Origin of the sequence: Pimelobacter simplex (assembly GCF_900114845.1) — a bacterium.
Lineage (GTDB): Bacteria > Actinomycetota > Actinomycetes > Propionibacteriales > Nocardioidaceae > Nocardioides > Nocardioides simplex.
This window is the reverse complement of sequence record NZ_FOUK01000002.1, coordinates 500,339-521,579: the sequence shown is the minus strand read 5'-3', so window position 1 is coordinate 521,579 and position 21,241 is coordinate 500,339. Positions and strand designations below refer to the sequence as shown.

The window sequence follows — 21,241 nt, the reverse complement described above, 5'->3', positions numbered from 1 at the left end:
CCGCCCGAAAGGAAATCATGTCGCTCACGACCGAACAGACCGAGTGGTTCGCGCAGACCTTCGCCCAGCTCGTCGCCAACGTCGAGCAGGCCATCGTCGGCAAGACCGAGGTCGTCCGGCTCGCCTTCGTCGCGCTCCTCGCCGAGGGCCACCTGCTCCTCGAGGACTACCCGGGCACGGGCAAGACGTCGCTGGCCCGGGCGATCGCGCAGACGATCCAGGGCGACCACCACCGGATCCAGTTCACGCCCGACCTGCTGCCCAGCGACGTGACCGGCGTGACGATCTACGACCAGCGCAGCCAGGAGTTCGAGTTCCACCGCGGGCCGATCTTCTCCAACGTGGTGCTGGCCGACGAGATCAACCGGGCCTCGCCCAAGACCCAGTCGGCGCTGCTCGAGGTGATGGAGGAGAACCAGGTCACCGTCGACGGCGTCACCCACCAGGTGGGCCAGCCGTTCATGGTGATCGCCACCCAGAACCCCATCGAGCAGGCCGGCACCTACCGGCTGCCCGAGGCCCAGCTCGACCGCTTCCTGATCAAGACCTCGCTGGGGTACCCGGACCACGAGAGCACCGTCCAGATCCTCACCAACGCCCCCAAGGGCAAGGCCGCCACCGTGCTGCGGCCCATCATCAGCGGCGACAACGTGCTGCACCTGATCGGGCTGGCCCAGCAGGTGCACGTCGAGCAGGCGGTCTACGAGTACGTCTCCGGGCTCACCGAGGCGACCCGCGAGTCGTCCGAGGTGGTGCTCGGCACCAGCGTCCGGGCCGGCCTCGCGCTGGTCCGCGCCGCCCGCGCGCTCGCGCTGTCCTACGGCCGCACCTACGTCGTCCCCGACGACGTCAAGACGCTCGCGGTGCCGGTCCTCGCGCACCGCATGGTGCTCGACCCCGAGGAGGACTTCCGCGGCACCACGTGCGAGGACGTCGTGCGCCGGGTCCTCGAGCGCGTGCCCGTCCCGCTGGAGCCCGCTGCTCGATGAGTCCCCGCTCCTGGGTGGCCGGCGCCCGCCGTGCCCTGACCGCTGTCTCCCGGCGCCGCGCGGCGCTGGGCGGCGCGCTGCGCGACGGTGTCGCCGAGCGCACCCGCCGGCTGCGGACGGCGGTCGCCCCGGTCACCGACACGGTCACGCCGGCCGGGTGGGTGGTCGGCCTGCTCGCCGTCGTCCTCGTGGTCGCGGGACCGCTGCTGCACTGGCGCGAGCTGGTCGTGGCCGGGATCTTCCTGGTGCTCGTGCTGCTCATCGCGGTCGGCTTCGTCGTCGGCCGCTCGCCGCTGGCCGCGCGTCTCGACCTGGCTCGCGACCGGGTGATCGTGGGGGAGCGGGCCAACGGCTACCTCACCCTGACCAACCCCAGCCAGCGCCGCTCCCGGCCGCTGGTCGTGGAGTTCCCGGTGGGCGCGGGGCGGGCGGCCTTCGAGCTGCCGGGGCTGGCGCCCGGGGCGCTGCACGAGGAGCTGTTCGCCGTCCCGACGGCCCATCGCGCGGTGCTCGACGTCGGCCCGGTCACCGCCGTGCGCGCCGACCCGCTCGGGCTGCTGCGCCGGGTGCGCCACCTCAGCGAGATGGACCGGCTCTACGTGCACCCCAAGACGCTGCGCGTCGACGGCTCCGCGGCCGGGCTGATCCGCGACCTCGAGGGCCGCACGGTGCCCAAGGTCTCCGACAACGACGTGTCCTTCCACGCGCTGCGCGGCTACGTCGCGGGCGACGACCGGCGCCACATCCACTGGAAGTCGAGCGCCAAGACCGGCAGCCTCATGGTCCGCCAGTTCGAGGAGACCCGGCGCTCGCACCTGCTCACCGTCGTCAGCTCGCGGCTCGAGGACTACGCCAGCGACGACGAGTTCGAGCTCGCCATCTCGGTCGCCGGCTCGCTCGGCACCCAGGCGCTCGCCGACGGCCAGCAGCTCAGCGCGGCGGCCTCGCACGGCTCCCTGCCTGCCGCGGGCGCGCAGCGCTTCCTCGACGGGCTCTCCGGGCTGACCTACGACTGGAAGGCGCGCCGGCTCGTCGACGTCGCCCGCCACCTCGGCAGCGACGAGCTGGCCGCGAGCGTGATCGTGCTCTGCATCGGGTCCGGCGTGAGCATCACCGACCTGCGCCGCGCCCGCCAGTACCTGCCCGTCGACACCCGCGCCATCGCGGTCCGCTGCCTGGTCGGCGACGAGCCGTCGGTGCGCTGGCTCGGCGACCTCGCCGTGGCGACGGTCGGACGGCTCGACGAGCTCGCGGTGGCGGTCCGGCGGGTCGCAGCATGAGCGCGCTCAGCGGCAGCCAGCCGGTCGTCGTCGTCCCCCAGCGGGGGCGGCGCGCGGGCGCGGCACTGCCGTGGTGGCTGGCCGTCGTCGACGCCGTCCTGGTGGTCGGGCTCGGGGTGCTCTGCGCGTGGCCGCTGGGCGCGGCCTACACGGGCAGCCGCTGGCTGCTCGCCGTCGTGACCGGCCTGCTCGTCGGCGTCCTCGTGGGCTGGCTCGGTGCGCGCTGGCGCTGGGGTCCGTGGACGACGACCCTGGCCGCTGCGGTCGGCTACTTCGCGGTGGGCTCCGCGGTCGCCGTGCCGAACCGGGCGCAGGGTGGCGGCGTCGTCCCGACCGCCGACTCGCTGCGCGACCTCACTGTCGGACTCGTGCACGCCTGGCGCGAGGCGCTGACCCTGCCGGTGCCCCTCGGCGAGAGCGGCGTCGTGCTGATCGTGCCCCTCGTCATCGGCCTGGTCGGCGGCCTGGTCGCCACGGTGCTGCTGTGGCGCTCGCGCTCGCCGGGCCTGGCCGGTGTGGTCCTCGGACTGGTGCTCGTCCTGGCCTCCGCGTTCGGCGACATCGCCGCCGGGGCCGCGCTGACCCGCGGGCTCGCGGTCGCGGCGGTCGGGCTGGTCTGGCTGCAGTGGCGCGGGCAGCGCCACGTCCGCGGGCGCTGGGGCCGCCGGGTGCTCGCCACCCTGCTCGTCGTCGGCGTGGCCGGTGGTGCGGCGGCCGGCCTGGGCTCGCTCAGCGACCCCGCCGCCCACCGCGAGGTGCTGCGCGACCACGTCGACCCGCCCTTCGACCCGCGCGACTACCCGAGCCCGCTGGCGAAGTTCCGGGCCTACAAGAAGGAGCCGGTCCGCACCGAGTCGATCCTCTTCACCGTCGACAACCTCGAGCCTGGCACGCTGGTCCGGCTCGCCGTGATGGACACCTACGACGGCATCGTCTGGAACGTCTCCGGCGGCCCCGGCTCCGCCCACGACTCCGGCACCTTCCGCCGGCTGCGCAACGACCCCGAGGCCAACGCCCGGGCCACGGTCCGCGGCCGGGTCACCATCGGCAGCTACACCGGTGTCTGGGTGCCGAGCATCGGCGAGACGCTGTCGATGACGCCCGTCCGCGACGGCCGGACCGACGACACCGCGGCCGCCGAGCTCGTGATCAACCCCGAGACCGGGACCGTCGCGCAGATCGGCGGCGTCGCCCCGGGCACCTCCTTCGAGGTCGAGGCCGTCGCGCCGCCGTCCCTGGTCGAGGAGGAGATCGCGGTGCTCGAGGCCGACGAGTCGGTCTCCCTCCCGCCGCCCGCGATCGTGCCCGAGGAGCTCGTCGACCGGGTGCAGCGCTGGGAGAGCGAGGACCGCTTCGGCGGCGGCACCGGCGGCGAGCTCGCCCAGTTCCTGCGCGACGCCTTCCGCGAGCACGGCTTCTACTCCGACGGCATCGACGACGACGTCCCCGCCGGCCACGGCGCCAGCCGCCTCGCGATGCTCACCAAGACCGCCAACCCGGTCGGCAACGCCGAGCAGTACGCCGCCGCCATGGGCGTCATCGGCCAGCGCCTCGGCCTGCCGATCCGCGTCGTCGTCGGCTTCAAGGTGCCGCCGGGCACCGGCGACGTCCGCGGCGAGAACATGACCGCCTGGACCGAGGTCAAGCTCGGCGACGCCGGCTGGGTCCCCTTCGAGCCCACCCCGCCCGAGGACCAGAAGCTGCGCCGCCCCAACGACGACCCCGACGAGGAGCCGCAGCCCCAGGTGCTGCAGCCGCCGCGCGTACCCGGCGAGCCCAAGGAGGCCAGCGACAACCTCCAGCAGGGCGACGGCCAGCGCAAGGACCTCGACATCCTCGAGGTGCTCGGCGCGATCATCGGCATCGTCCTCGACGTGGCCAAGGTCCTCCTGATCCTCTCGCCGCTGTGGGGCGTCCTGCTCTTCAAGCTGCTGCGCCGCCGGCGCCGGCGCAAGGCCTGCGACGCCACCGTCCGCCTCACCGGCGCCTGGCGCGAGCTCGCCGACCGGATGCGCGACCTCGGCGTCCGCCCCGCCCCCGGTGCCACCCGCCGCGAGAGCGCCTACGCCGCCGCGGACCGGTACGACGTCGTCCCGGTGGTGACGCTGGCGCACACCGCCGACCGCCACGTCTACGGCGAGGGCGAGCCCAGCATCGAGGAGGCCCAGGCCTACTGGGCCGACGTCGACACCGCCCTCAAGCGGCTCCGCAAGGAGACCCCCTGGTGGCGCCGCCTCCTCGCCCGCTTCTCGCTCGCCTCGGTGCCCTGGCGCAGCGGCCTCGACCGGGTCCGCGGGGCCGCCGCCCGGCGCGGTCAGGCCCTGCGGCGCCGGGCTGGTACCTTGCGGCGGAAGCGCCGATAGCCGGTGCGCAGGTCTCGGGGGTCGGGTCGGATGGTCGCGGTGCGTCGTGGGGTCGCTGCGGGTGCTGTGGTGCTGCTCGCCGGCGGGCTCGGCCTGCAGCCGGTGCCGTCCGCCGAGGCCGTGGTCCGCGCGGCCGAGCTGACGGCCGCCGAGTGGGTGACCGTGCCGTCCGGCTGCGCCGACGACATGACGGGCAGCGAGCCGAACCGGGTGGACCTGCCGCGCGACGGCCGGCCGCACACGGTCCGGCTGCAGCGCTCCGGGACGGTCAGCAACAGCGCCGTCAGCGGCACCAGCGTGGTGACCGGCACGCTCACAGGTGACGCGTGGGGGAGCGTGCGGATGGGGCTCGCGATCTCCAGCTCGGTCACCGCCCGCCCGCGCGGCGGCACGATCTGCTCGCTCACCTACAAGCTCGACTCCGGCGTCGTCGCCGATGTGACGGCACCGCGCCCCTCGTGGCTGGTCATCAGCGCCAAGGGAGCGGTGCGCAGCGGCGGCACCGCCGTGGTCGCCGCGTCCGCCGACTCCGGTGCGGAGCACGTCGTCCTCCCCGGCCGGAAGCTCACCCGGCTCGTCCCGGCCGGCGGCTACGCGGTGGGCACGCGGGTCACCGCCCAGGTCGCCGTCCCGGCCACGTCGAGCACGCCGCCGGCGGTCGCGTCGTCGGCGAGCGTCTCCGGCTCGCTCGGCCTGTTCCCGATCGGCACCCTCCGCCAGCAGTCCGGCAAGGCCCGCGCCTACCTCACGGCCGGCCACCGCGACTGCGCCGGCCGCCGGGTGACGATGACGCTGACCCCCAAGGCCGCCACGAAGGCCCGGCGGATCACGCTGAGCGTCAACGGCAAGCGCGCCCGGGTCCTCACCGGCAAGGCGCTGCGCCGCACGACCGTGCGGCTGACGAAGATCCCGGCCCGGTCGGACGGCGCGATCAGCGCGACCGTGGTGACCCGGTCCGGTGCGGTCCGGAAGATGACGGCCAGGTCGTGGCCGTGCGCCTGAGCAGGGGAGTGGCCGCGGGCGCGGCCCTGGTGCTGGCCGTGGGCCTGGGCCCGGTCTCGAGCCCGGCGCCGGCCGGAGCCAACGGCGCGGCGACGGCGGCGACGGTGGCGGAGCAGCAGGCCTGGCTCGGGTCCGCGAACTACGACCTGGACGACTGCACGGGCAGCGGACCGGTCGCGATGACCGGTCACCAGGACCACTTCGTCCACACGCCGATCGACGGCCTGCCTCGCGAGCTGCGGCTCGACCAGACCGGCTCGGCCGACAACGCCACCGTTCGCTCCACCGGGTCCGCCCAGGCGCGGGCGAGCCGTCCGCGGCCTGGCACCTACACGACGTCGCTGACGGCGGAGCTCGGCGTCTCGGCGACCCCCTCCCTCGACGTGCGGCGGTGCCGGATCCTCCTCCAGACGGCCGCCTCCGACGTGGTGACCGTGCCGGTGGCGAGGCCGTCGTGGTTCGTGGCGCGCAGCAGCCGGACCGGCGTCGTCCACGGCTACGTCTCGGCCTACCGCACCGCCGGCAGCGAGCTGTACCACGACGTCCCGATGGGGGAGGCGCGCTCGGCGCTCCTGCCGCCGGGCACCTACGACCTCTCGATCACCGCCATCGCCTCGGCCGAGGTGCCGAAGGCCAGCGGCCCGGTCGCGGCCGGCGGGCGGGTCGCGGGGAGCATCCTGCTGGTGCCTGCCGGGGCCCTGCGGACGCGGTCCGGCACCGCCCTGCGGTACGTCCGGCCCGGCGACCGCAGCTGCGCCCGGCACCGGCTGCCGGTGGCGCTCACCCGGGCCGCCCGGACCAAGGTCCGCACGATCACGTTCTCCGTCAACGGCCACCGCCGGCTCGTGCTGCGCGGCCCGGCGCTGCGGGCCAGGTCGGTCCGGGTCGGCCCGATCGCGGACCGCTCCTCGGGCCAGGTCCGCGCGGTCGTGGTGACCAAGCGCGGCGCGCGGCACACGCTGACGACGACCTCCTGGCCCTGCGCCTGACCGTTGACAAGTGACAGCCCTGTCAACAAGCATGACGGGGCCGGTCGTGACGCCCGTCACGGTGCGGCGGCATCGGAGACGACATGGGGAGGTCGGCGATGGGCGGCACGCGCGTGCGCACGCGGTACGGACGGTTCGGGGGAGCGCTCGCGGCGGTCGTCGCGGTGCTCGCGACGCTGGCTCCGGTGAGCCCGCCGGCGCACGCTGCCCCGGCACCGTCGGTGGCGCCTGACCCGTTCTTCACCTACGCCGGCAGCACCCCGCTGCGGGAGCTCGCGCCCGGCACCGTGCTCAAGACCCGCACGCTGCCGTACCGGGTGGCCGGCGTCCCGCTGCCGCTGCGGGTGGTCCAGATCGTCTTCCGCACCACCGACCAGCAGGGCCGGGCGGTCGCGGGGGTGACGTCGGTGATCAAGCCCCTGACCGGGACGACGAGCCGGGTGATCTCCTACCAGTCCTTCTACGACTCGCTCGACCCCGAGCACGGTCCCTCGCGCGCGATCGCGGGCAGCACCGCGCCGGGCGCGATGGCCGCGCACGTCGAGACGGTGCTCATGGCGGCGTTCCTGCTGCGCGGGTACGCGATCGTGATGGCCGACACCGAGGGGCCGACGGCCGACTTCGCGGCCGGTCCGGAGTACGGGCGGGTCACCCTCGACTCGATCCGGGCCGCACTGCGCACGCCCGCCACCGGCATCGCGCCCGCCGCGAAGGTCGGCCTGGTCGGCTACTCCGGGGGCGCGATCGCGACCAACTGGGCGGCGGTGCTCGCGCCGTCGTACGCGCCCGACGTCGACCGGCGCCTCGTCGGCGCGGCCGAGGGCGGCGTGCTCGTGCGCCCCGCCGCGAACCTGCGGTACGTCGACGGCAGCCGGATCTGGGCCGGCGTGATCCCGATGGCGGTCGTCGGGGTGGCCCGCGGCTTCGGGATCGACCTGATGCCGTACCTCAGCGACGAGGGCCGGCGGATCTACGCGAGGCTCGAGAAGGCGCCCATCATCGAGGTGCTCGGCGCCTATCCCGGCCTCACCTGGGCCGACCTGACCCAGCCGGCGTACGCCGACCCGGCGAGCATCCCGGCCTTCGTGCGGACCGTCAACCAGCTCAACCTCGGCACCCGGCCGAACCCGACGGTGCCGATGTTCATCGGCCAGGGCACCGGCGGCCAGCTCGAGGGGACCAGAGGCGACCGGCCCGGCCTCGGCAAGGGGGACGGCGTGATGCTGGCCGGCGACGTCCGGTCGCTGGCGCGCAAGTACTGCGCGGGCGGCGTCGACGTCGTGCACCGGGAGTACCCGCTGAGCCACTTCACCTCGGTCCCGCTGTGGCTGCCCGACGCGATCGCCTGGCTCGGCGCGCGCTTCGCCGGCCGGCCGGCGCCCGACAACTGCGCGTCGATCCCCGCCGGCAACCCGCTGACCCCGCTGGCCCCCGCCCGCTAGCCCGCTAGCCGGCTAGACAACCGGCTGTGATCTGCGCCCCGCCCGCTTGCCGGGCAGGGGGCCCGCGGTCATACTCGTCCCGAAACTAGAACACGTTCTACATGGGGGACGAGCGACGGTGTACGACTTCGCAGGCGAGCAGGCCGCCGCCACCGGCGGTGGCGGGGCGCCGCCGCGCGCCCTCCTGCTCCTCGAGCTGCCCCGCTGGGGCGTCGAGTACGGCGCCTCCCGGCTCCTCGACCTGGCCCGCGCGGTGGCGCCGGGCGAGGCCGACCTCGGCCAGGGCCGCCCGGTGCTCGTGCTGCCGGGCTTCTCCGCGCACGACAGGTACACCGGCCGGCTGCGCGGCCACCTCGCGCAGCGCGGCTGGGACGTGCACGGCTGGGAGCTGGGCAGCAACCACGGCCTGACCGACAAGATCGTCGAGGGGCTGCCCCGCCGGTTCGCCGAGATCGCCGAGCGGTACGACGAGCCGGTCAGCGTCGTCGGCTGGAGCTTCGGCGGCCTGCTCGCCCGCTGGCTCGCGCACGAGCACCCGGACCGGGTCCGCCAGGTGGTCTGCCTCGGCTCCCCGTGGCGTGCCGAGGGGGAGCGGACCCGGGCGACCGCGCTCTTCGAGCGCTCCCGCACGAAGCACGGCATCGCCGGCAACGCCCGCGCGATCGTCGACCGGCTGCGCGAGCCGGTGCCGGTACCGCTCACCGCGGTCTGGTCCCGGAGCGACGGCATCGTGCCGTGGCACGGCTGCACCGTCGACGAGCAGCAGGACCCGCCGGCCGAGAACGTCGAGGTGGTGAGCAGCCACGTCGGCCTGGTCGCCAACCCGCTCGTGCTCGCCGTCGTCGTCGACCGGCTCCGGCAGGACCCGGCCGCCTGGACGCCGTTCGCGTGGCGCGCGCTGGTCCCCGGCGCTGCCGCCGGTGCCGGTGCCGGTGCCGGTGCCGGAGTCGCGTCGTGAGCGCGCTCGCCGGCCGCGACCCGGCGTACGTCGCCGCCGCGCTGCCGGCGCTCCGGCTGGCGATGCGGACCTACTTCCGCTCCCGGGTCAGCGGCATGGACAAGGTGCCCGACGGGGGCGCGCTCCTGGTGGGCAACCACTCCGGCGGCCTGATGCCGATGGACGTGCCGATCATCGCGGTCGCCTTCGCCGAGGCGTTCGGCGCCGAGCGGCCGCTCTACTGCCTCGCCCACGACCTGCTCTTCACCGGCGCGGCGGGACCCGTGATGCGCCGCTTCGGCTTCGTCAACGCCACCCGCGAGGCCGCCCACGAGATCCTCAGCGGCGGCGGCGTGACGATCGTCTTCCCGGGTGGTGACTACGACACCTTCCGGCCCACCCGGCAGGCCGCGGTCGTCGACTTCAACGGCCGCACCGGCTACGTCCGGACGGCGCTGCGCGCCGGCGTCCCGATCGTCCCCGTGGTCTCGGTCGGCGGCCAGGAGTCGCAGCTCTTCCTCACCCGCGGGGAGTGGATCGGCCGCCGCTCGCCCCTGCGCAGGCTGATGCGCACCGACCTGTTCCCGATCGGCTTCGGCTTCCCGTTCGGCCTGGTGCCCGCGCCGCTCAACCTGCCGCTGCCGACCAAGATCACGACCGAGGTGCTCGACCCGATCGACGTCGCCGCGGAGTTCGGCCCCGAGCCGGACGTCGCCGAGGTCGACGCCGTGATCCGGGCCCGGATGGAGGACGCGCTGCGGGCGCTCGCCCGCCGCCGGCGTCTCCCGGTGCTGGGATGAGCGCCGTGCTGCGGGGGCTGCGCACCCGGCTCTGGGTGCTCCGGATGCTGGTGACCAGCCGGATGCTGGTCCCGATGAGCCCGGCCAAGTACGTCCGGCTGGTCCGGGTGCTGCGCCGCCAGGGCACCCACGCGACGACGAGCTTCGCGCTCGCCGCGGTCCGCGACCCGCACGGCACGGCGCTCGTCGACGAGCGCGGCCCGCTGACCTGGCAGGACCTGCAGGACCGGTCCGCGGCGCTCGCCGCCGGGCTGCTCGACGTCGCCGGGGGACCGGTCGAGACGGTCGCGATCCTGTGCCGCAACCACCGTGGCTTCGTCGACGCCCTGCTCGCGAGCTCGCGGCTGGGCGCGAGCGCGCTGCTGCTCAACACCGGCTTCTCCGGCCCGCAGCTCGCCGACGTCATGGAGCGCGAGGGCGCCCGCGTGATCCTGTACGACGAGGAGTTCGCCGCCGTCGTCGCCGACGCCCGGGCCCGGGTGCCCGGCCTGGTCGAGGTGCTCGGCTGGACCGAAGCGCCGCTCGCCGACGGCGTGCTCGGCATCGAGGGCCTGGTCGCCCGGTACGCCGGCCAGGCGCCGCCGCGGCCGGCCCGGCCCGGCCGGATCGTCCTGCTCACCTCCGGGACGACCGGGACGCCGAAGGGTGCGCGCCGCAGTGGGGGCGGCGCGGACGAGCTCGCGGGGATGCTGGAGAAGATCCCGTGGCGGGGCGGCGAGACGGTCGTCGTGGCGGCGCCGATGTTCCACGCGTGGGGCTTCGGGCAGCTGGTGATCGCCGCGACGATGACGTGCACGGTCGTCACCCGGCGCCGGTTCGACCCGGAGGCGACGCTCGGGCTCGTCGACGAGCACCGGGCGAGCGGGCTGAGCGTCGTCCCGGTGATGCTGGAGCGGATCATGGACCTGCCGGCCCGGGTCCTCGACCGGTACCGCCTGTCGACGCTGCGGTTCGTCTCGGCGAGCGGCTCGCGGATGCGCCCGCAGTCGGTCATCGCGTTCATGGACCGCTACGGCGACGTCGTGCACAACAGCTACAACGCGACCGAGGCCGGCCAGATCAGCGTCGCGCAGCCGGCCGACCTGCGGCACGCGCCGGACACGGCGGGCCGGCCCGTGCGCGGCACGCTGCTGCGCGTCGTCGACGACGCCGGCCGCGACGTCTCGGTCGGCGAGGTGGGCCGGATCCTGGTCCGCGGCGTCTCGCCGTTCGACGGCTACACCGCCGGTGCCGAGAAGGAGTTCCTCGACGGCGCCATGGTCAGCGGCGACGTCGGGCGCCTCGACGCCGAGGGGCGGCTCTACGTCGTGGGCCGGGACGACGACATGATCGTGTCGGGCGGCGAGAACGTCTACCCGATCGAGGTCGAGAAGGTGCTCGGGGCGCACCCGGCCGTGCGCGAGGTGGTCGTGATCGGTGTGGACGACGCGGCCTTCGGCCAGCGCCTCGCGGCGTACGTCGTGCTCACGGGGGCGGACGCCGTGAGCGCCGACGAGCTCAAGGCGCACGTCAAGGCGCAGCTCGCCGGCTACAAGGTGCCGCGCGAGGTCGTCGTCCTCGACGTGCTGCCGCGCAACGCCACCGGCAAGGTGATGGTGCGCGAGCTGCCGGCGGCGGCGTCGTGAACGTCCGGCCCGCCATCGAGCGGATGACGGGGATCGACGCGGGCTTCCTCTACATGGAGACCCCGTCGGTGCACATGCACACGCTCAAGATCGCGATCCTCGAGGCCGACGACGCGCTGTCGTACGACGCCTTCGTGGCCGGCATGCTCGCCCGGCTCAAGCGGCTGCCACCCCTGCGGCGGCGCGTCGTGGAGGTGCCCTTCGGGCTCAACCACCCGGTGTGGGTGACCCAGCCGCGCATCGACGTCGCCCACCACATCCGGCGGCACCGGGTCGGCGGGGACGGCAGCATGCGCGACCTGGAGCAGCTGGTCGGGATGATCGCCAGCACGCCGCTGCACCGCGACCGGCCGCTCTGGGAGCTGCACTACTGCGCGGGTCTCGAGGGCGGCCGGGTCGCCATCGTCGGCAAGATGCACCATGCACTCGCCGATGGTGCCGCGGCCAACGCCCTGCTCGCCAACGTCACCGACGTGCGCAGCGCGGCCGCCCCCGAGGCGGTCCAGGAGGAGTACGCCGCCACCGAGCGCCTGCCCGGACGGCTCGACCTGCTGCGCCACGCGTGGGCCGACGCCGCCGCCCAGGCCGGCACGCTGCCCGCCCTGCTGCGGCGCACCCTGCGCGGGATCGTCGGCGTGCTGCGCGAGCGGCGGGCCGGGGCGCGCTCGCCGGTGCCGGTGCTGCACGCGCCGCGGGTGTCGTTCAACGGGGCGCTCACGCCGCTGCGCTCCTTCGCGACGGTGACCCTCCCGCTGGCAGAGCTCAAGCGGGTCCGCGCGCTGCACCGCGAGGCCGGGCTCGACGTCACCCTCAACGACATCGTGCTCGCGACGACGTCGGGCGCGCTGCGGCGCTGGATGGCCGACCACGACGAGCGGCCGTCGTCGTCGCTGCTGGCCGGGGTGCCGGTGAGCGCCGACGAGCGCGACGCCGTCCCGCGGCTGGGCGGCAACCGGGTCTCGAACCTCTTCACCACGCTCGCCACCGACGTCGACGACCCCACCGAGCGGCTGCGGACCATCGCCCGCACCACCGCGGACGCCAAGCGCATCCAGGCCCGGCTCGGCGCCTCGATCCTCGCCGACTGGTCGCAGTTCACGCCGCCGCGGCCCTTCGCCGCCGCCGTCCGCGCGTACTCGCGGATGCGTGCCGCCTCGTGGCACCCGGCCGCGTTCTCGGCGATCGTGTCGAACGTCCCGGGGCCGCGCGAGCCGGCGACCGTCGGGGGAGCGCGGCTGCGCGACCTGTTCAGCGTCGGGCCGCTCGTCGACGGGATCGGGCTCAACGTGACGGTCTGGTCCTACGTCGACCGGATGAACTTCTCGCTCCTCGCCTGCCCGGACCTGCTGCCGGACGTGCACCACCTGGCGTCGTACTTCCCGGCGGCGCTGGCCGAGCTCGACCTCGCGCCGCCGGCCGGAGCCCCCTCGCTGCGAAGGAACCCTGCGTGACCACTCGTGTGATCAGGACGGTCGGCCGCGTCGCGGTGCACGGCGTCCGCACCGGCATCCGCCGGACCCAGCACTTCCCCGACCTCCCGCAGCTGCCACCGGGCCGCGTGCTCGACCTGCCGGGGCGCGGCGAGGTGTTCGTCATCGACTCCGGCGCGCCCGAGGGCGTCGTGGACGCACCGACCCTGCTGCTCTTCCACGGGCTGGCCACGACGTCGTACCTGACCTGGTTCAGCACGATCGACGAGCTGCGCGCCACGCACCGCGTGGTGATGCTCGACCAGCGCTGGCACGGGCGGGGGATCGTCTCGGAGCGCTTCGTCCTCGAGGACTGCGTGGACGACGCCGCCGCCACGCTCGACGCGCTCGGCATCGACCGCGTGGTCGCCGTCGGCTACTCGATGGGTGGGGCGCTCGCCCAGCTCTTCTGGCGCCGGCACCCCGAGCGGACGGGCGGCCTGGTGCTCGCCTCGACCGCCGCCTGCTGGAAGGCCAACCTCGGGGACGCGATGTTCTACCCCGTCCTCGGCGTGGCCAACGCGCGCCTGCGCGGGCACTACCGGGCCCGGGTCGCCGAGGTGCGCGCCGGGCTGCCCGTCGTCCCGGAGCCGGGGGAGGAGATGCCGGCCTGGGCGTGGGCGGAGTTCCGCAGCACCAGTGCCTGGGCCATGCCCGAGGTGCTCGGCGCGCTCGGCCGGTTCGACGCCCGGCCCTGGCTGGCCGAGATCGACGTCCCCACGGCGGTCGTGATCACCGCGCGCGACCACGCCATCCCGACCGCGCGGCAGCGCGCTCTCGCCGCGGCGATCCCGGACGCGATCGTGCACGAGACGCCCGGCGGGCACGCCTCGGTGGTGTTCGACGTCCACCGCTGGCGGCCGGTGTTCCTCGCCGCGGTCGACGAGGTGGTCGCCCGGCTCGAGGCGTGACCGTCAGGACTGGTGCACGTAGTTGTCGAGCTGGTCGCGCTCGAACTGCAGCTGGTCGATCTTGTGCTTGACCATGTCGCCGATGCTGACGATCCCGACGACCGCGCCGTCGTCGGACGCGACCGGGATGTGCCGGAAGCGGCCGTCGGTCATCACCTGCATGACCTCGTCGAGGTCGTCGTCGGGGGAGCAGGTGCGGACCTCGGCGGTCATGATCGCCGACACGACGTTGTTGATCACGGTGCCGTCGCTGTGGAGGTGCCGGACGACGTCCCGCTCGGAGACGATGCCCTCGAGGGCGGTGCCGTCGCTGCTCACCACCACGGCGCCGATGTTGTGCTCGGCGAGCGTCGCGAGGAGCTCGCGCACGCCGGCGTCCGGACGAATGGTGACGACGTCGCGGAGCGACTTCGACTGGAGGATGTCGGCGATGCGCATGTGACGCAGGTTACCCCGAATCCGTTGCCGGGTGGCGTAGCGAGCGTCATCCCAGGGGTGCGCTCGCAAGGCGCGGGCGCGACGGCAGTCTGGTTGCACTCCCGAGCGGCCGCAACGCCGCGAGGGTGCCGCTGGGGTGACGCGCAGCAGCCAGCCGGCGGCGGAGTCGGGGTCTACTCGGCGGGGTCGTCCTCGTCACTGGTCCGCGCACGACGCGACCGCAGGTCGGACACGCTGCCCGGGCCGGTCCGCGGCCAGTCCGGGTCGTCGCCGGCGTCGGTGACGCTGCCGAGGAACGACAGGCCGGCCTCGTGGAGGTGGCCGTTGCTGGCGATCGCGTTGCCGCCCCAGGGGCCGTCGCGGCCGTCGAGGGACGTGAACCGGCCACCGGCCTCGCGCACGATGATGTCGAGCGCGGCCATGTCGTAGACCTCGAGCTCGGGCTCGGCGGCCAGGTCGACGGCGCCCTCGGCGAGCAGCATGTAGGACCAGAAGTCGCCGTACGCGCGGGTCCGCCAGACCCGGCGCATCAGGGCGAGGAGGTCCTCGCCGAGGCCGCGGTCCTCCCACCCGCTGATCGAGGAGTACGAGAACGACGCGTCCTCGAGCCGCCGTACGTCGGAGACGCGGCACTCGGTCGCCTTCATCAGCGACCGGCCGGTCCAGGCGCCCTGGCCGGCCGAGGCCCACCACCGGCGCTGCAGCGCCGGCGCGGACACGACGCCGAGCACGACCTCGTCGTCGACGGCCAGCGAGATGAGCGTGGCCCACACGGGGACGCCGCGGACGTAGTTCTTGGTGCCGTCGATCGGGTCGACGATCCAGCGGCGCTGGGAGTGGCCGGACGTGCCCTGCTCCTCGCCGGTGACCGCGTCGCGGCTGCGCGCCTTCGAGAGCGTGCGGCGGATCGACTCCTCGACCGCCTGGTCGGCGTCGGTGACGGGCGTCAGGTCGGGCTTGCTCATGACGTGGAGGTCGAGCGCGCGGAAGCGCGCCTGGGTGAGCGAGTCCGCGTCGTCGGCGAGCAGGTGCGCCAGACGCAGGTCGTCGGTGTAGTCGGGGGCAGCCACAGGGGCACCCTAGCCGTCAGGGCGCGCCGGACCGGCGTGGGTCTGGTTCGGAGCCGGGCGGTTGGTGCACTCTTCAACCATGGAGATCAACGGGGTGCCCCTCCACCCGCTCGTGGTCCACGCCGCCGTCGTGCTCACGCCGCTCGCGGGCCTCGCCGCGGTCGGGTACGCCGTCCCGGCCTGGCGTGACCGGCTCCGCTGGCCGCTCGTCGTGCTCGCGGTGGTCGCGGCGGCTGCGGTGTGGGTGGCCTACCTGTCGGGCGAGAACCTGCGCACCGACCGGTTCGCGGGCGTCACCGGCACCCTGGCCGACCGGATCGCCGACCACGAGACCTGGGCGAAGCGGCTGCGGATCGGCGCGTCGGTGTTCGCCGTCCTGGCGGTGGCCGCGGCCTGGCTCCACACCCGCAGCGGTCCGGTCCGGAGCGTGCTCACCCTGCTCGTGGTCGCGGGTGGGCTGGTCACGCTCGTGCTCGTCGTGCTGACCGGCGACGCCGGCGCGCAGGCGACCTGGCGCATCGACTGAGCCGAGCGCTCAGTAGTCGGTGACCGACCGCGCCGCCAGCAGCCGCCGGAACGACGCGACGCGCACCGGGTCGGCCTCGCCGGCGGCGATGGCCTCGTCGAGCCCGCACTCGGGCTCGTCGTCACCGTGGGTGCAGCCGCGCGGGCAGTCCTCGGTCATCTCGTCGAGGTCGGGGAAGGCCTCGATCAGGTGCTCGGGCTGGACGTGCGCGAGCCCGAACGAGCGGATGCCGGGGGTGTCGATGATCCAGCCGTCGCCCCCGGTCAGCGGGAGCATCAGCGCCGACGTCGACGTGTGCCGGCCCTGACCGGTCACCGCGTTCACGTGGCCGGTCTCGCGGCGCGCGTCGGGCACGAGCGCGTTGACGAGCGTGGACTTGCCGACGCCGCTGTGCCCGATCAGCACGCTGGTCTCGCCGCGCAGCCGGTCGTGCAGCGCGTCGAGGCCGACGATGGTGCGGTCGGGGTCGCGCCGGGTGACCTCCCACGGCACCCCCAGCGACCGGTACGTCGCCAGCAGGGTCTCGGGGTCCTCGAGATCGGCCTTGGTGAGGCAGAGCAGCGGCGCCATGCCGCCGTCGTAGGCAGCGACCAGGGCGCGGTCGATCCAGCGCGTCCGGGGCTCGGGGTCGGCGAGCGCGGTGACGACGACGAGCTGGGTGACGTTGGCGACGATGACGCGCTCGATCGGGTCGTCGTCGTCGGCGGTGCGGCGCAGCGTGCTGGTGCGGGCGAGGACCTCGACGATCCGGGCGAGCGAGCCGTCGGCGCCGGACACGTCGCCGACCACCCGGACCCGGTCGCCCACGACGACGCCCTTGCGGCCGAGCGGGCGGGCCTTCATGGCCAGCACCGTGCGCCCGTCGATGAGCAGCGTGAACCGGCCGCGGTCGACGGTGACGACGAGGCCCTCGACGGCGTCGTCGTGGGCGGGGCGCTCCTTGGTGCGGGGACGGGTGCGCCGGCGCGGGCGGTCGTAGTGCTCGACGTCGTGCTCGTCGTACCGCGGCATGGCGTCCTCAGATCCTCAGACCAGGCCGGACCAGAAGCCGGCGAAGTCGGGGAACGTCTTGCTGGTGGTCGCGACGTCCTCGACGAGGACGCCGGGGACCGCGGCGCCGACGATGACGGCGGCGTGCGCCATGCGGTGGTCGGCGTAGGTGTGGAAGACGCCGCCGGTCAGCGTCGCCGGCCGGATCGTCAGCCCGTCGGGGTGCTCCTCGACGTCGGCGCCGAGCGCGCCGAGCTCGGCGGCGAGCGCGGCCAGCCGGTCGGTCTCGTGGCCGCGGATGTGGGCGATGCCGGTGAGGTGCGACGGGGACGAGGCGAGCGCGCACAGCGCGGCCACGGCCGGGGCGAGCTCGCCGACGTCGTGCAGGTCGGCGTCGAGGCCCCGCAGCCCGCGCCAGCCGCCGGCGGGTCCGGTGACCTGCAGCCCCTCGGCGACCCGCTCGACCCCGCAGCCCATGCGGGCGAGGAGGTCGCGCAGCGCGTCGCCGGCCTGGGTGGTGCTCGCCGGCCAGTCGCGCACGGTGACCGTGCCGCCGGAGACCGCGGCGAGCGCCAGGAAGGGGGCGGCGTTGGAGAGGTCCGGCTCGATCGCCTCGTCGTGGGCCCCGATCGGGCCGGGCGCCACCGCCCAGCGGTTCGCGTCGCCGTCGTCGACGGCGACCCCGCGGTCGCGGAGCATCGCGATCGTCATCTCGATGTGGGGCAGCGACGGGATCGGCTTGCCGTCGTGGCGCACGTCGACGCCGGCCTCGAACCGGGCGCCGGCGAGCAGCAGCGCCGAGACGAACTGCGAGGACGCCGACGCGTCGATCACCACCGTTCCGCCCGGCACCGGGCCGGTGCCGTGCACGGTGAAGGGGAGCGCGCCGTCGCTGTCGTCGATCTGCAGGCCGAGGGCGCGCAGCGCGGCGAGGATCTCGCCGACGGGCCGCTTGCGCATGTGCGGGTCGCCGTCGAAGGCGACCTCGCCGCGGACCAGGCCGGCCACCGGCGGCACGAACCTCATCACGGTCCCGGCCAGGCCGCAGTCGACCGCCGCCCGGTCGCCGGGCACGGAGCCGTCGAGCGGCGTCACCGCCCAGTCGTCGCCGGACGTGTCCACCCGGGCGCCGAGCGCCGTCAGCGCCTGCGCCATCAGCAGGGTGTCGCGCGAGCGCAGCGCCCGGCGGACGACGGACGGACCGTCGGCCAGCGCGGCCAGCACCAGGGCCCGGTTGGTCAGCGACTTGCTGCCGGGAAGGGTGACGGTCGCCGCGACCGGAGCGGTCACGGTGGGGGCGGGCCAGAGGTCGGCGTGCTGCGCGGGAGTCGTCATCTCCCGCCCGAGTCTAGTGAAGGTGCGCCTTCGCCTTGGTGCCGAGGAGCACTGCCTCGCGCCGCGCGTCGTGCGTCGCGTGCCGGGTGCGCCAGGCGAGACCCGGCTTCCCGGCCGTGTCGAGCGCGGCGATCATCAGTCCGCCGGCCAGTGCGGCGTTCTTGAGGAAGTGGGTCAGCTGCTCGCGCCGCTCGGCCTTGTCGGTCGCCTCCCAGAACCGGTGCCGGGCCGCGGTCGACGGCACCAGCGTCGCGCCCAGCACCGCCGACGACAGCCGCGGGAACCGCCCCGTGGCCAGGCCGAGGCCGGCCGCCAGCTGGATCACGCCGCTGGCCCGCACCCACAGCACCGGGTCGCGGGGGAGCCGGACGCTGTCCGGCGTCGCGCCGTCGACGACCGGAACGACCTGCTCGGTCACCGGTGCTGCCTGCTGTGCGAGCGCGGGCGCGTCCTTGAGGTCCTGGGCGCCGTTCGCGAGGAAGTACGACGCCAGCAACGGCCGGGCGATCAGTCTGCTCAGTGCCATGGCCCGCAGGTACCCGGCCAGGGTCGGAGCAGACCGCTAGATTGGCCGCATGTGCGGGCGCTACGCCTCCAGTCGGAGCCCTGAGGACCTGGTCGAGGAGTTCGAGGTGCTCGACCCGCGCCTCGAGCAGGCGATCCCGCCGTCGTGGAACGTCGCCCCGACCGACCCCGTCTACGCCGTCCTCGAGCGGATGGCCAAGGACGGCAGCGAGGAGCCGGTGCGCCAGCTGCGCGCGCTGCGCTGGGGACTGGTGCCGTCGTGGGCGAAGGACGCGAGCATCGGCAGCCGGATGATCAACGCCCGCATCGAGACCGTCGCCGAGAAGCCCGCCTTCCGCAAGGCGTTCGCGGCCCGGCGCTGCATCCTGCCGGCCGACGGCTACTTCGAGTGGTACGAGACGCAGCAGAAGACGGCCAAGGGGAAGCCGAAGAAGCAGCCCTTCTTCATCACCCCCGGCGACGGGTCGGTGCTGGCGATGGCCGGGCTCTACGAGATCTGGCGCGACCCGAGCAAGCCCGAGGACGCCGACGACCGGTTCCGCTGGACCTGCACGGTGCTGACCACCGAGGCCAGCGACGACCTCGGCCGGATCCACGACCGGATGCCGCTCCTGGTCACGCCCGAGCGGCGCCACGAGTGGCTCGACCCGCGCACGCCCGCCGGCGAGCTGCCCGCGCTGCTGCGCCCCGCGCAGCAGACCGGCCTCACGGCGTACCCGGTCGGGACGGCGGTGGGCAATGTCGCCAACAACGGTCCCGAGCTGGTCGAGCCCGTCCCGCTCGACGACGCCGGGCCCGACGACCACGACGACCACGACGGACAGGGGACGCTGCTGTGAGCGACGAGCGGATCGTCCCCACCGAGCTCGGCGAGGGACGCCTCGTCGTCCGCCGGGCCCGCCGGCCGCTGGCCACCCTCCTCGTCAGCCACGGCGCCGGCGGCGGCATCGAGGCCCGTGACCTGGCCGCGCTGGCCGCCCAGCTGCCCGGCCAGGGGATCACCGTGGCCCGCTTCGAGCAGCCGTGGCGCCGGGCCGGGCGCAAGGTCGCGACCCCGCCGCCCACCCTCGACGTCGGCCTGCGTGCCGCGGCCGCGGCGCTGCGGGTCCGCACCCCGCTGGTCGTCGGCGGCCGCTCGGCGGGCGCCCGCTCGGCCTGCCGGACGGCGGTCGAGCTCGGCGCCGCCGGCTGCCTCGCGCTCTCGTTCCCGCTGCACCCATCGGGCAAGCCGGAGCGCTCCCGGCTCGCCGAGCTGGCCGGGGTGGCCGAGGCCGGCGTGCCGACGCTCGTCGTCCAGGGGGAGCGCGACCCGATGGGCCGGCCCGAGGAGTTCCCCGACCCGCTGCCCGGCGGCGCCGACCTGGCCGTCGTCCCGGGGGCCGACCACGGGCTCGCCGTCCCCAAGAAGGGGCCGCTGTCCGAGGACGAGGCGATGGGGATCGTGGTCGAGTCGGCGCTCGAGTGGATCGTGCGCGAGGTCGCCGGCGTGGGGAATGCCTCCGGCACCTGAGGCGTTCGGCCTTCATGATCGCGACGCTGGAGCGCCCCACGACGGGAAGCACCGTAGGCTGGGACGCGATGACCGAGACTTCCGACCTTTCGTCCCTGGACGCCGACCTCGACGCCACCGCCCCCGCTGAGGGCGCCGGCGAGGAGGTCGACGTCGCCACGGAGACCCCCGAGGCGCGCGCGGCCCGATTCGAGCGCGACGCCCTGCCGTTCCTCGACCAGCTCTACGGCGCCGCCATGCGGATGACCCGCAACCCGGCCGACGCCGAGGACCTGGTCCAGGAGACCTTCGCGAAGGCGTTCTCGGCGTTCCACCAGTTCCGGCCCGGCACCAACCTCAAGGCGTGGCTCTACCGGATCCTGACGAACACGTTCATCAACAACTACCGCAAGAAGCAGCGCCAGCCGCAGCAGTCGCTCGCCGGCGACACCGGCGACGTCGAGGACTGGCAGCTCGCGCGGGCCGAGGCGCACACCTCCACCGGCCTCAAGTCGGCCGAGATGGAGGCGCTCGAGCACCTCCCCGACAGCCAGGTCAAGGACGCGCTGCAGCGCCTGCCCGAGGAGTTCCGGCTCGCGGTCTACCTCGCCGACGTCGAGGGCTTCGCGTACAAGGAGATCGCCGAGATCATGGACACGCCGATCGGGACGGTCATGTCCCGCCTGCACCGCGGCCGTCGTCAGCTGCGCGACATGCTGTCCGACTACGTCCGCACGGGCGGCGACGCCCCCCTCGACGGAGGCCTGTGATGTCCGACCACACCGAGCACATCCACGTCAGCGACGACCCGAGCAACGCCGAGTGTGCCGACTTCCTCGAGCGCATCGTCCGGCTGATCGACAACGAGCTCGAGGCCGGTGACTGTGCCGTCGTCCGGGCCCACATCGACTCCTGCAGCCCCTGCCTCGAGCGCTACGACCTGCAGCGCACGGTCAAGGCCGTCGTCGCCCGCTCCTGCGGCGAGACCGCGCCGGCCGAGCTGCGCGAGCGGGTCCGCATCCAGATCCAGCAGGTCCAGGTCCGGATCACCGACGCCTGAG

The 21,241-nt window shown here is 74.7% G+C and carries 21 protein-coding genes; 16 read left to right on the top strand and 5 right to left on the bottom strand.

The window, feature by feature from the left end; all coding sequences use genetic code 11:
- Positions 1-17: 17 nt before the first annotated feature.
- The 11 genes from BM223_RS10110 to BM223_RS10060 all read left to right on the top strand — a co-directional run bounded on the left by BM223_RS10110 (position 18) and on the right by BM223_RS10060 (position 13,807).
- Entirely contained in the window at positions 18-989 is a 972-nt protein-coding gene (locus tag BM223_RS10110) for an AAA family ATPase (protein WP_038678002.1), read from the top strand.
- Complete coding sequence (locus BM223_RS10105; protein WP_141267216.1) at positions 986-2,269, top strand: DUF58 domain-containing protein; 1,284 nt, start codon at positions 986-988, stop codon at positions 2,267-2,269. Before BM223_RS10110 ends, BM223_RS10105 begins: the two co-directional genes overlap by 4 nt.
- Positions 2,266-4,632: a transglutaminase-like domain-containing protein gene (locus BM223_RS10100; protein WP_038678003.1), complete on the top strand. Its 2,367-nt coding sequence runs from the start codon at positions 2,266-2,268 to the stop codon at positions 4,630-4,632. The genes BM223_RS10105 and BM223_RS10100 overlap by 4 nt, the downstream gene beginning before the upstream one ends.
- A 39-nt stretch (positions 4,633-4,671) precedes the next feature.
- Entirely contained in the window at positions 4,672-5,634 is a 963-nt protein-coding gene (locus BM223_RS10095) for a hypothetical protein (RefSeq protein WP_141267217.1), read from the top strand.
- Positions 5,619-6,623 (top strand): hypothetical protein, encoded by a 1,005-nt coding sequence (locus tag BM223_RS10090; RefSeq protein WP_141267218.1) that lies wholly within the window; start codon positions 5,619-5,621, stop codon positions 6,621-6,623. Before BM223_RS10095 ends, BM223_RS10090 begins: the two co-directional genes overlap by 16 nt.
- Before the next feature lie 98 nt (positions 6,624-6,721).
- On the top strand, positions 6,722-8,065 hold the full coding sequence (locus BM223_RS10085) for a lipase family protein (RefSeq protein ID WP_052138435.1): 1,344 nt from the start codon (positions 6,722-6,724) through the stop codon (positions 8,063-8,065).
- A 118-nt stretch (positions 8,066-8,183) separates the two neighbouring features.
- A complete protein-coding gene (locus BM223_RS10080; protein ID WP_052138436.1) occupies positions 8,184-9,023 on the top strand; it encodes an esterase/lipase family protein in 840 nt (279 codons plus the stop codon).
- Positions 9,020-9,802 carry a lysophospholipid acyltransferase family protein gene (locus tag BM223_RS10075; RefSeq protein WP_038678008.1) on the top strand — a complete coding sequence of 261 codons (783 nt, stop codon included), beginning with the start codon at positions 9,020-9,022 and terminating at the stop codon, positions 9,800-9,802. The genes BM223_RS10080 and BM223_RS10075 overlap by 4 nt, the downstream gene beginning before the upstream one ends.
- Positions 9,799-11,427 (top strand): AMP-binding protein, encoded by a 1,629-nt coding sequence (locus tag BM223_RS10070; protein WP_038678010.1) that lies wholly within the window; start codon positions 9,799-9,801, stop codon positions 11,425-11,427. Before BM223_RS10075 ends, BM223_RS10070 begins: the two co-directional genes overlap by 4 nt.
- The gene (locus tag BM223_RS10065) at positions 11,424-12,878 is read left to right on the top strand and encodes a wax ester/triacylglycerol synthase family O-acyltransferase (protein ID WP_052138437.1); all 1,455 of its coding nucleotides are present in this window, start codon (positions 11,424-11,426) and stop codon (positions 12,876-12,878) included. The genes BM223_RS10070 and BM223_RS10065 overlap by 4 nt, the downstream gene beginning before the upstream one ends.
- Positions 12,875-13,807 (top strand): alpha/beta fold hydrolase, encoded by a 933-nt coding sequence (locus BM223_RS10060; protein ID WP_052138438.1) that lies wholly within the window; start codon positions 12,875-12,877, stop codon positions 13,805-13,807. The genes BM223_RS10065 and BM223_RS10060 overlap by 4 nt, the downstream gene beginning before the upstream one ends.
- A 3-nt stretch (positions 13,808-13,810) precedes the next feature.
- Here the strand turns inward: BM223_RS10060 and BM223_RS10055 are convergent, their stop codons facing one another.
- Together BM223_RS10055 and BM223_RS10050 are read right to left on the bottom strand one after the other, a co-directional pair.
- Positions 13,811-14,245, bottom strand: coding sequence for a CBS domain-containing protein (locus tag BM223_RS10055; RefSeq protein ID WP_038678012.1), 435 nt, complete (start codon positions 14,243-14,245; stop codon positions 13,811-13,813).
- A 173-nt stretch (positions 14,246-14,418) separates the two neighbouring features.
- Complete coding sequence (locus tag BM223_RS10050; RefSeq protein WP_038678014.1) at positions 14,419-15,315, bottom strand: inositol monophosphatase family protein; 897 nt, start codon at positions 15,313-15,315, stop codon at positions 14,419-14,421.
- Between the two features lie 79 nt (positions 15,316-15,394).
- Here BM223_RS10050 and BM223_RS10045 point away from each other — a divergent pair, with 79 nt between their 5' ends.
- The gene (locus BM223_RS10045; protein WP_038678016.1) at positions 15,395-15,841 is read left to right on the top strand and encodes a DUF2231 domain-containing protein; all 447 of its coding nucleotides are present in this window, start codon (positions 15,395-15,397) and stop codon (positions 15,839-15,841) included.
- 9 nt (positions 15,842-15,850) lie between these two features.
- On the opposite strand, the gene rsgA is transcribed toward BM223_RS10045, so the two are convergent.
- Genes rsgA through BM223_RS10030 form a run of 3 tightly spaced genes read right to left on the bottom strand, consistent with a single transcriptional unit; the run spans position 15,851 to position 18,692 of the window.
- A complete protein-coding gene (gene rsgA, locus BM223_RS10040) occupies positions 15,851-16,852 on the bottom strand; it encodes a ribosome small subunit-dependent GTPase A (protein ID WP_038678018.1) in 1,002 nt (333 codons plus the stop codon).
- A gap of 15 nt (positions 16,853-16,867) precedes the next feature.
- Positions 16,868-18,166: a 3-phosphoshikimate 1-carboxyvinyltransferase gene (gene aroA / locus BM223_RS10035; RefSeq protein WP_038678021.1), complete on the bottom strand. Its 1,299-nt coding sequence runs from the start codon at positions 18,164-18,166 to the stop codon at positions 16,868-16,870.
- Positions 18,167-18,179: 13 nt separating this feature from the next.
- On the bottom strand, positions 18,180-18,692 hold the full coding sequence (locus BM223_RS10030) for a DoxX family protein (RefSeq protein ID WP_038678023.1): 513 nt from the start codon (positions 18,690-18,692) through the stop codon (positions 18,180-18,182).
- A gap of 49 nt (positions 18,693-18,741) precedes the next feature.
- Here BM223_RS10030 and BM223_RS10025 point away from each other — a divergent pair, with 49 nt between their 5' ends.
- The 4 genes from BM223_RS10025 to rsrA are packed head-to-tail and all read left to right on the top strand — an operon-like array spanning position 18,742 to position 21,240.
- Positions 18,742-19,530, top strand: a complete 789-nt coding sequence (locus BM223_RS10025) for an SOS response-associated peptidase (RefSeq protein ID WP_052138439.1) — start codon at positions 18,742-18,744, stop codon at positions 19,528-19,530.
- Complete coding sequence (locus BM223_RS10020) at positions 19,527-20,201, top strand: alpha/beta hydrolase family protein (RefSeq protein WP_038678024.1); 675 nt, start codon at positions 19,527-19,529, stop codon at positions 20,199-20,201. Before BM223_RS10025 ends, BM223_RS10020 begins: the two co-directional genes overlap by 4 nt.
- A 14-nt stretch (positions 20,202-20,215) precedes the next feature.
- Entirely contained in the window at positions 20,216-20,950 is a 735-nt protein-coding gene (locus BM223_RS10015; RefSeq protein WP_200887101.1) for a sigma-70 family RNA polymerase sigma factor, read from the top strand.
- A complete protein-coding gene (gene rsrA / locus BM223_RS10010; RefSeq protein ID WP_052138441.1) occupies positions 20,950-21,240 on the top strand; it encodes a mycothiol system anti-sigma-R factor in 291 nt (96 codons plus the stop codon). Before BM223_RS10015 ends, rsrA begins: the two co-directional genes overlap by 1 nt.
- Position 21,241: the final 1 nt, after the last annotated feature.

What these genes read in the sequence shown, in the direction of transcription:
- BM223_RS10110 (WP_038678002.1), top strand. Translation starts at nt 18, where the DNA reads ATGTCGCTCACGACCGAACAGACCGAGTGGTTCGCGCAGACCTTCGCC.
- BM223_RS10070 (WP_038678010.1), top strand. Translation starts at nt 9,799, where the DNA reads ATGAGCGCCGTGCTGCGGGGGCTGCGCACCCGGCTCTGGGTGCTCCGG.
- BM223_RS10105 (WP_141267216.1), top strand. Translation starts at nt 986, where the DNA reads ATGAGTCCCCGCTCCTGGGTGGCCGGCGCCCGCCGTGCCCTGACCGCT.
- rsgA (WP_038678018.1), bottom strand. Translation starts at nt 16,852, where the DNA reads ATGCCGCGGTACGACGAGCACGACGTCGAGCACTACGACCGCCCGCGC.
- BM223_RS10055 (WP_038678012.1), bottom strand. Translation starts at nt 14,245, where the DNA reads ATGCGCATCGCCGACATCCTCCAGTCGAAGTCGCTCCGCGACGTCGTC.
- BM223_RS10030 (WP_038678023.1), bottom strand. Translation starts at nt 18,692, where the DNA reads ATGGCACTGAGCAGACTGATCGCCCGGCCGTTGCTGGCGTCGTACTTC.
- BM223_RS10025 (WP_052138439.1), top strand. Translation starts at nt 18,742, where the DNA reads ATGTGCGGGCGCTACGCCTCCAGTCGGAGCCCTGAGGACCTGGTCGAG.
- BM223_RS10085 (WP_052138435.1), top strand. Translation starts at nt 6,722, where the DNA reads ATGGGCGGCACGCGCGTGCGCACGCGGTACGGACGGTTCGGGGGAGCG.
- BM223_RS10100 (WP_038678003.1), top strand. Translation starts at nt 2,266, where the DNA reads ATGAGCGCGCTCAGCGGCAGCCAGCCGGTCGTCGTCGTCCCCCAGCGG.
- aroA (WP_038678021.1), bottom strand. Translation starts at nt 18,166, where the DNA reads ATGACGACTCCCGCGCAGCACGCCGACCTCTGGCCCGCCCCCACCGTG.
- BM223_RS10045 (WP_038678016.1), top strand. Translation starts at nt 15,395, where the DNA reads ATGGAGATCAACGGGGTGCCCCTCCACCCGCTCGTGGTCCACGCCGCC.
- BM223_RS10015 (WP_200887101.1), top strand. Translation starts at nt 20,216, where the DNA reads ATGATCGCGACGCTGGAGCGCCCCACGACGGGAAGCACCGTAGGCTGG.
- rsrA (WP_052138441.1), top strand. Translation starts at nt 20,950, where the DNA reads ATGTCCGACCACACCGAGCACATCCACGTCAGCGACGACCCGAGCAAC.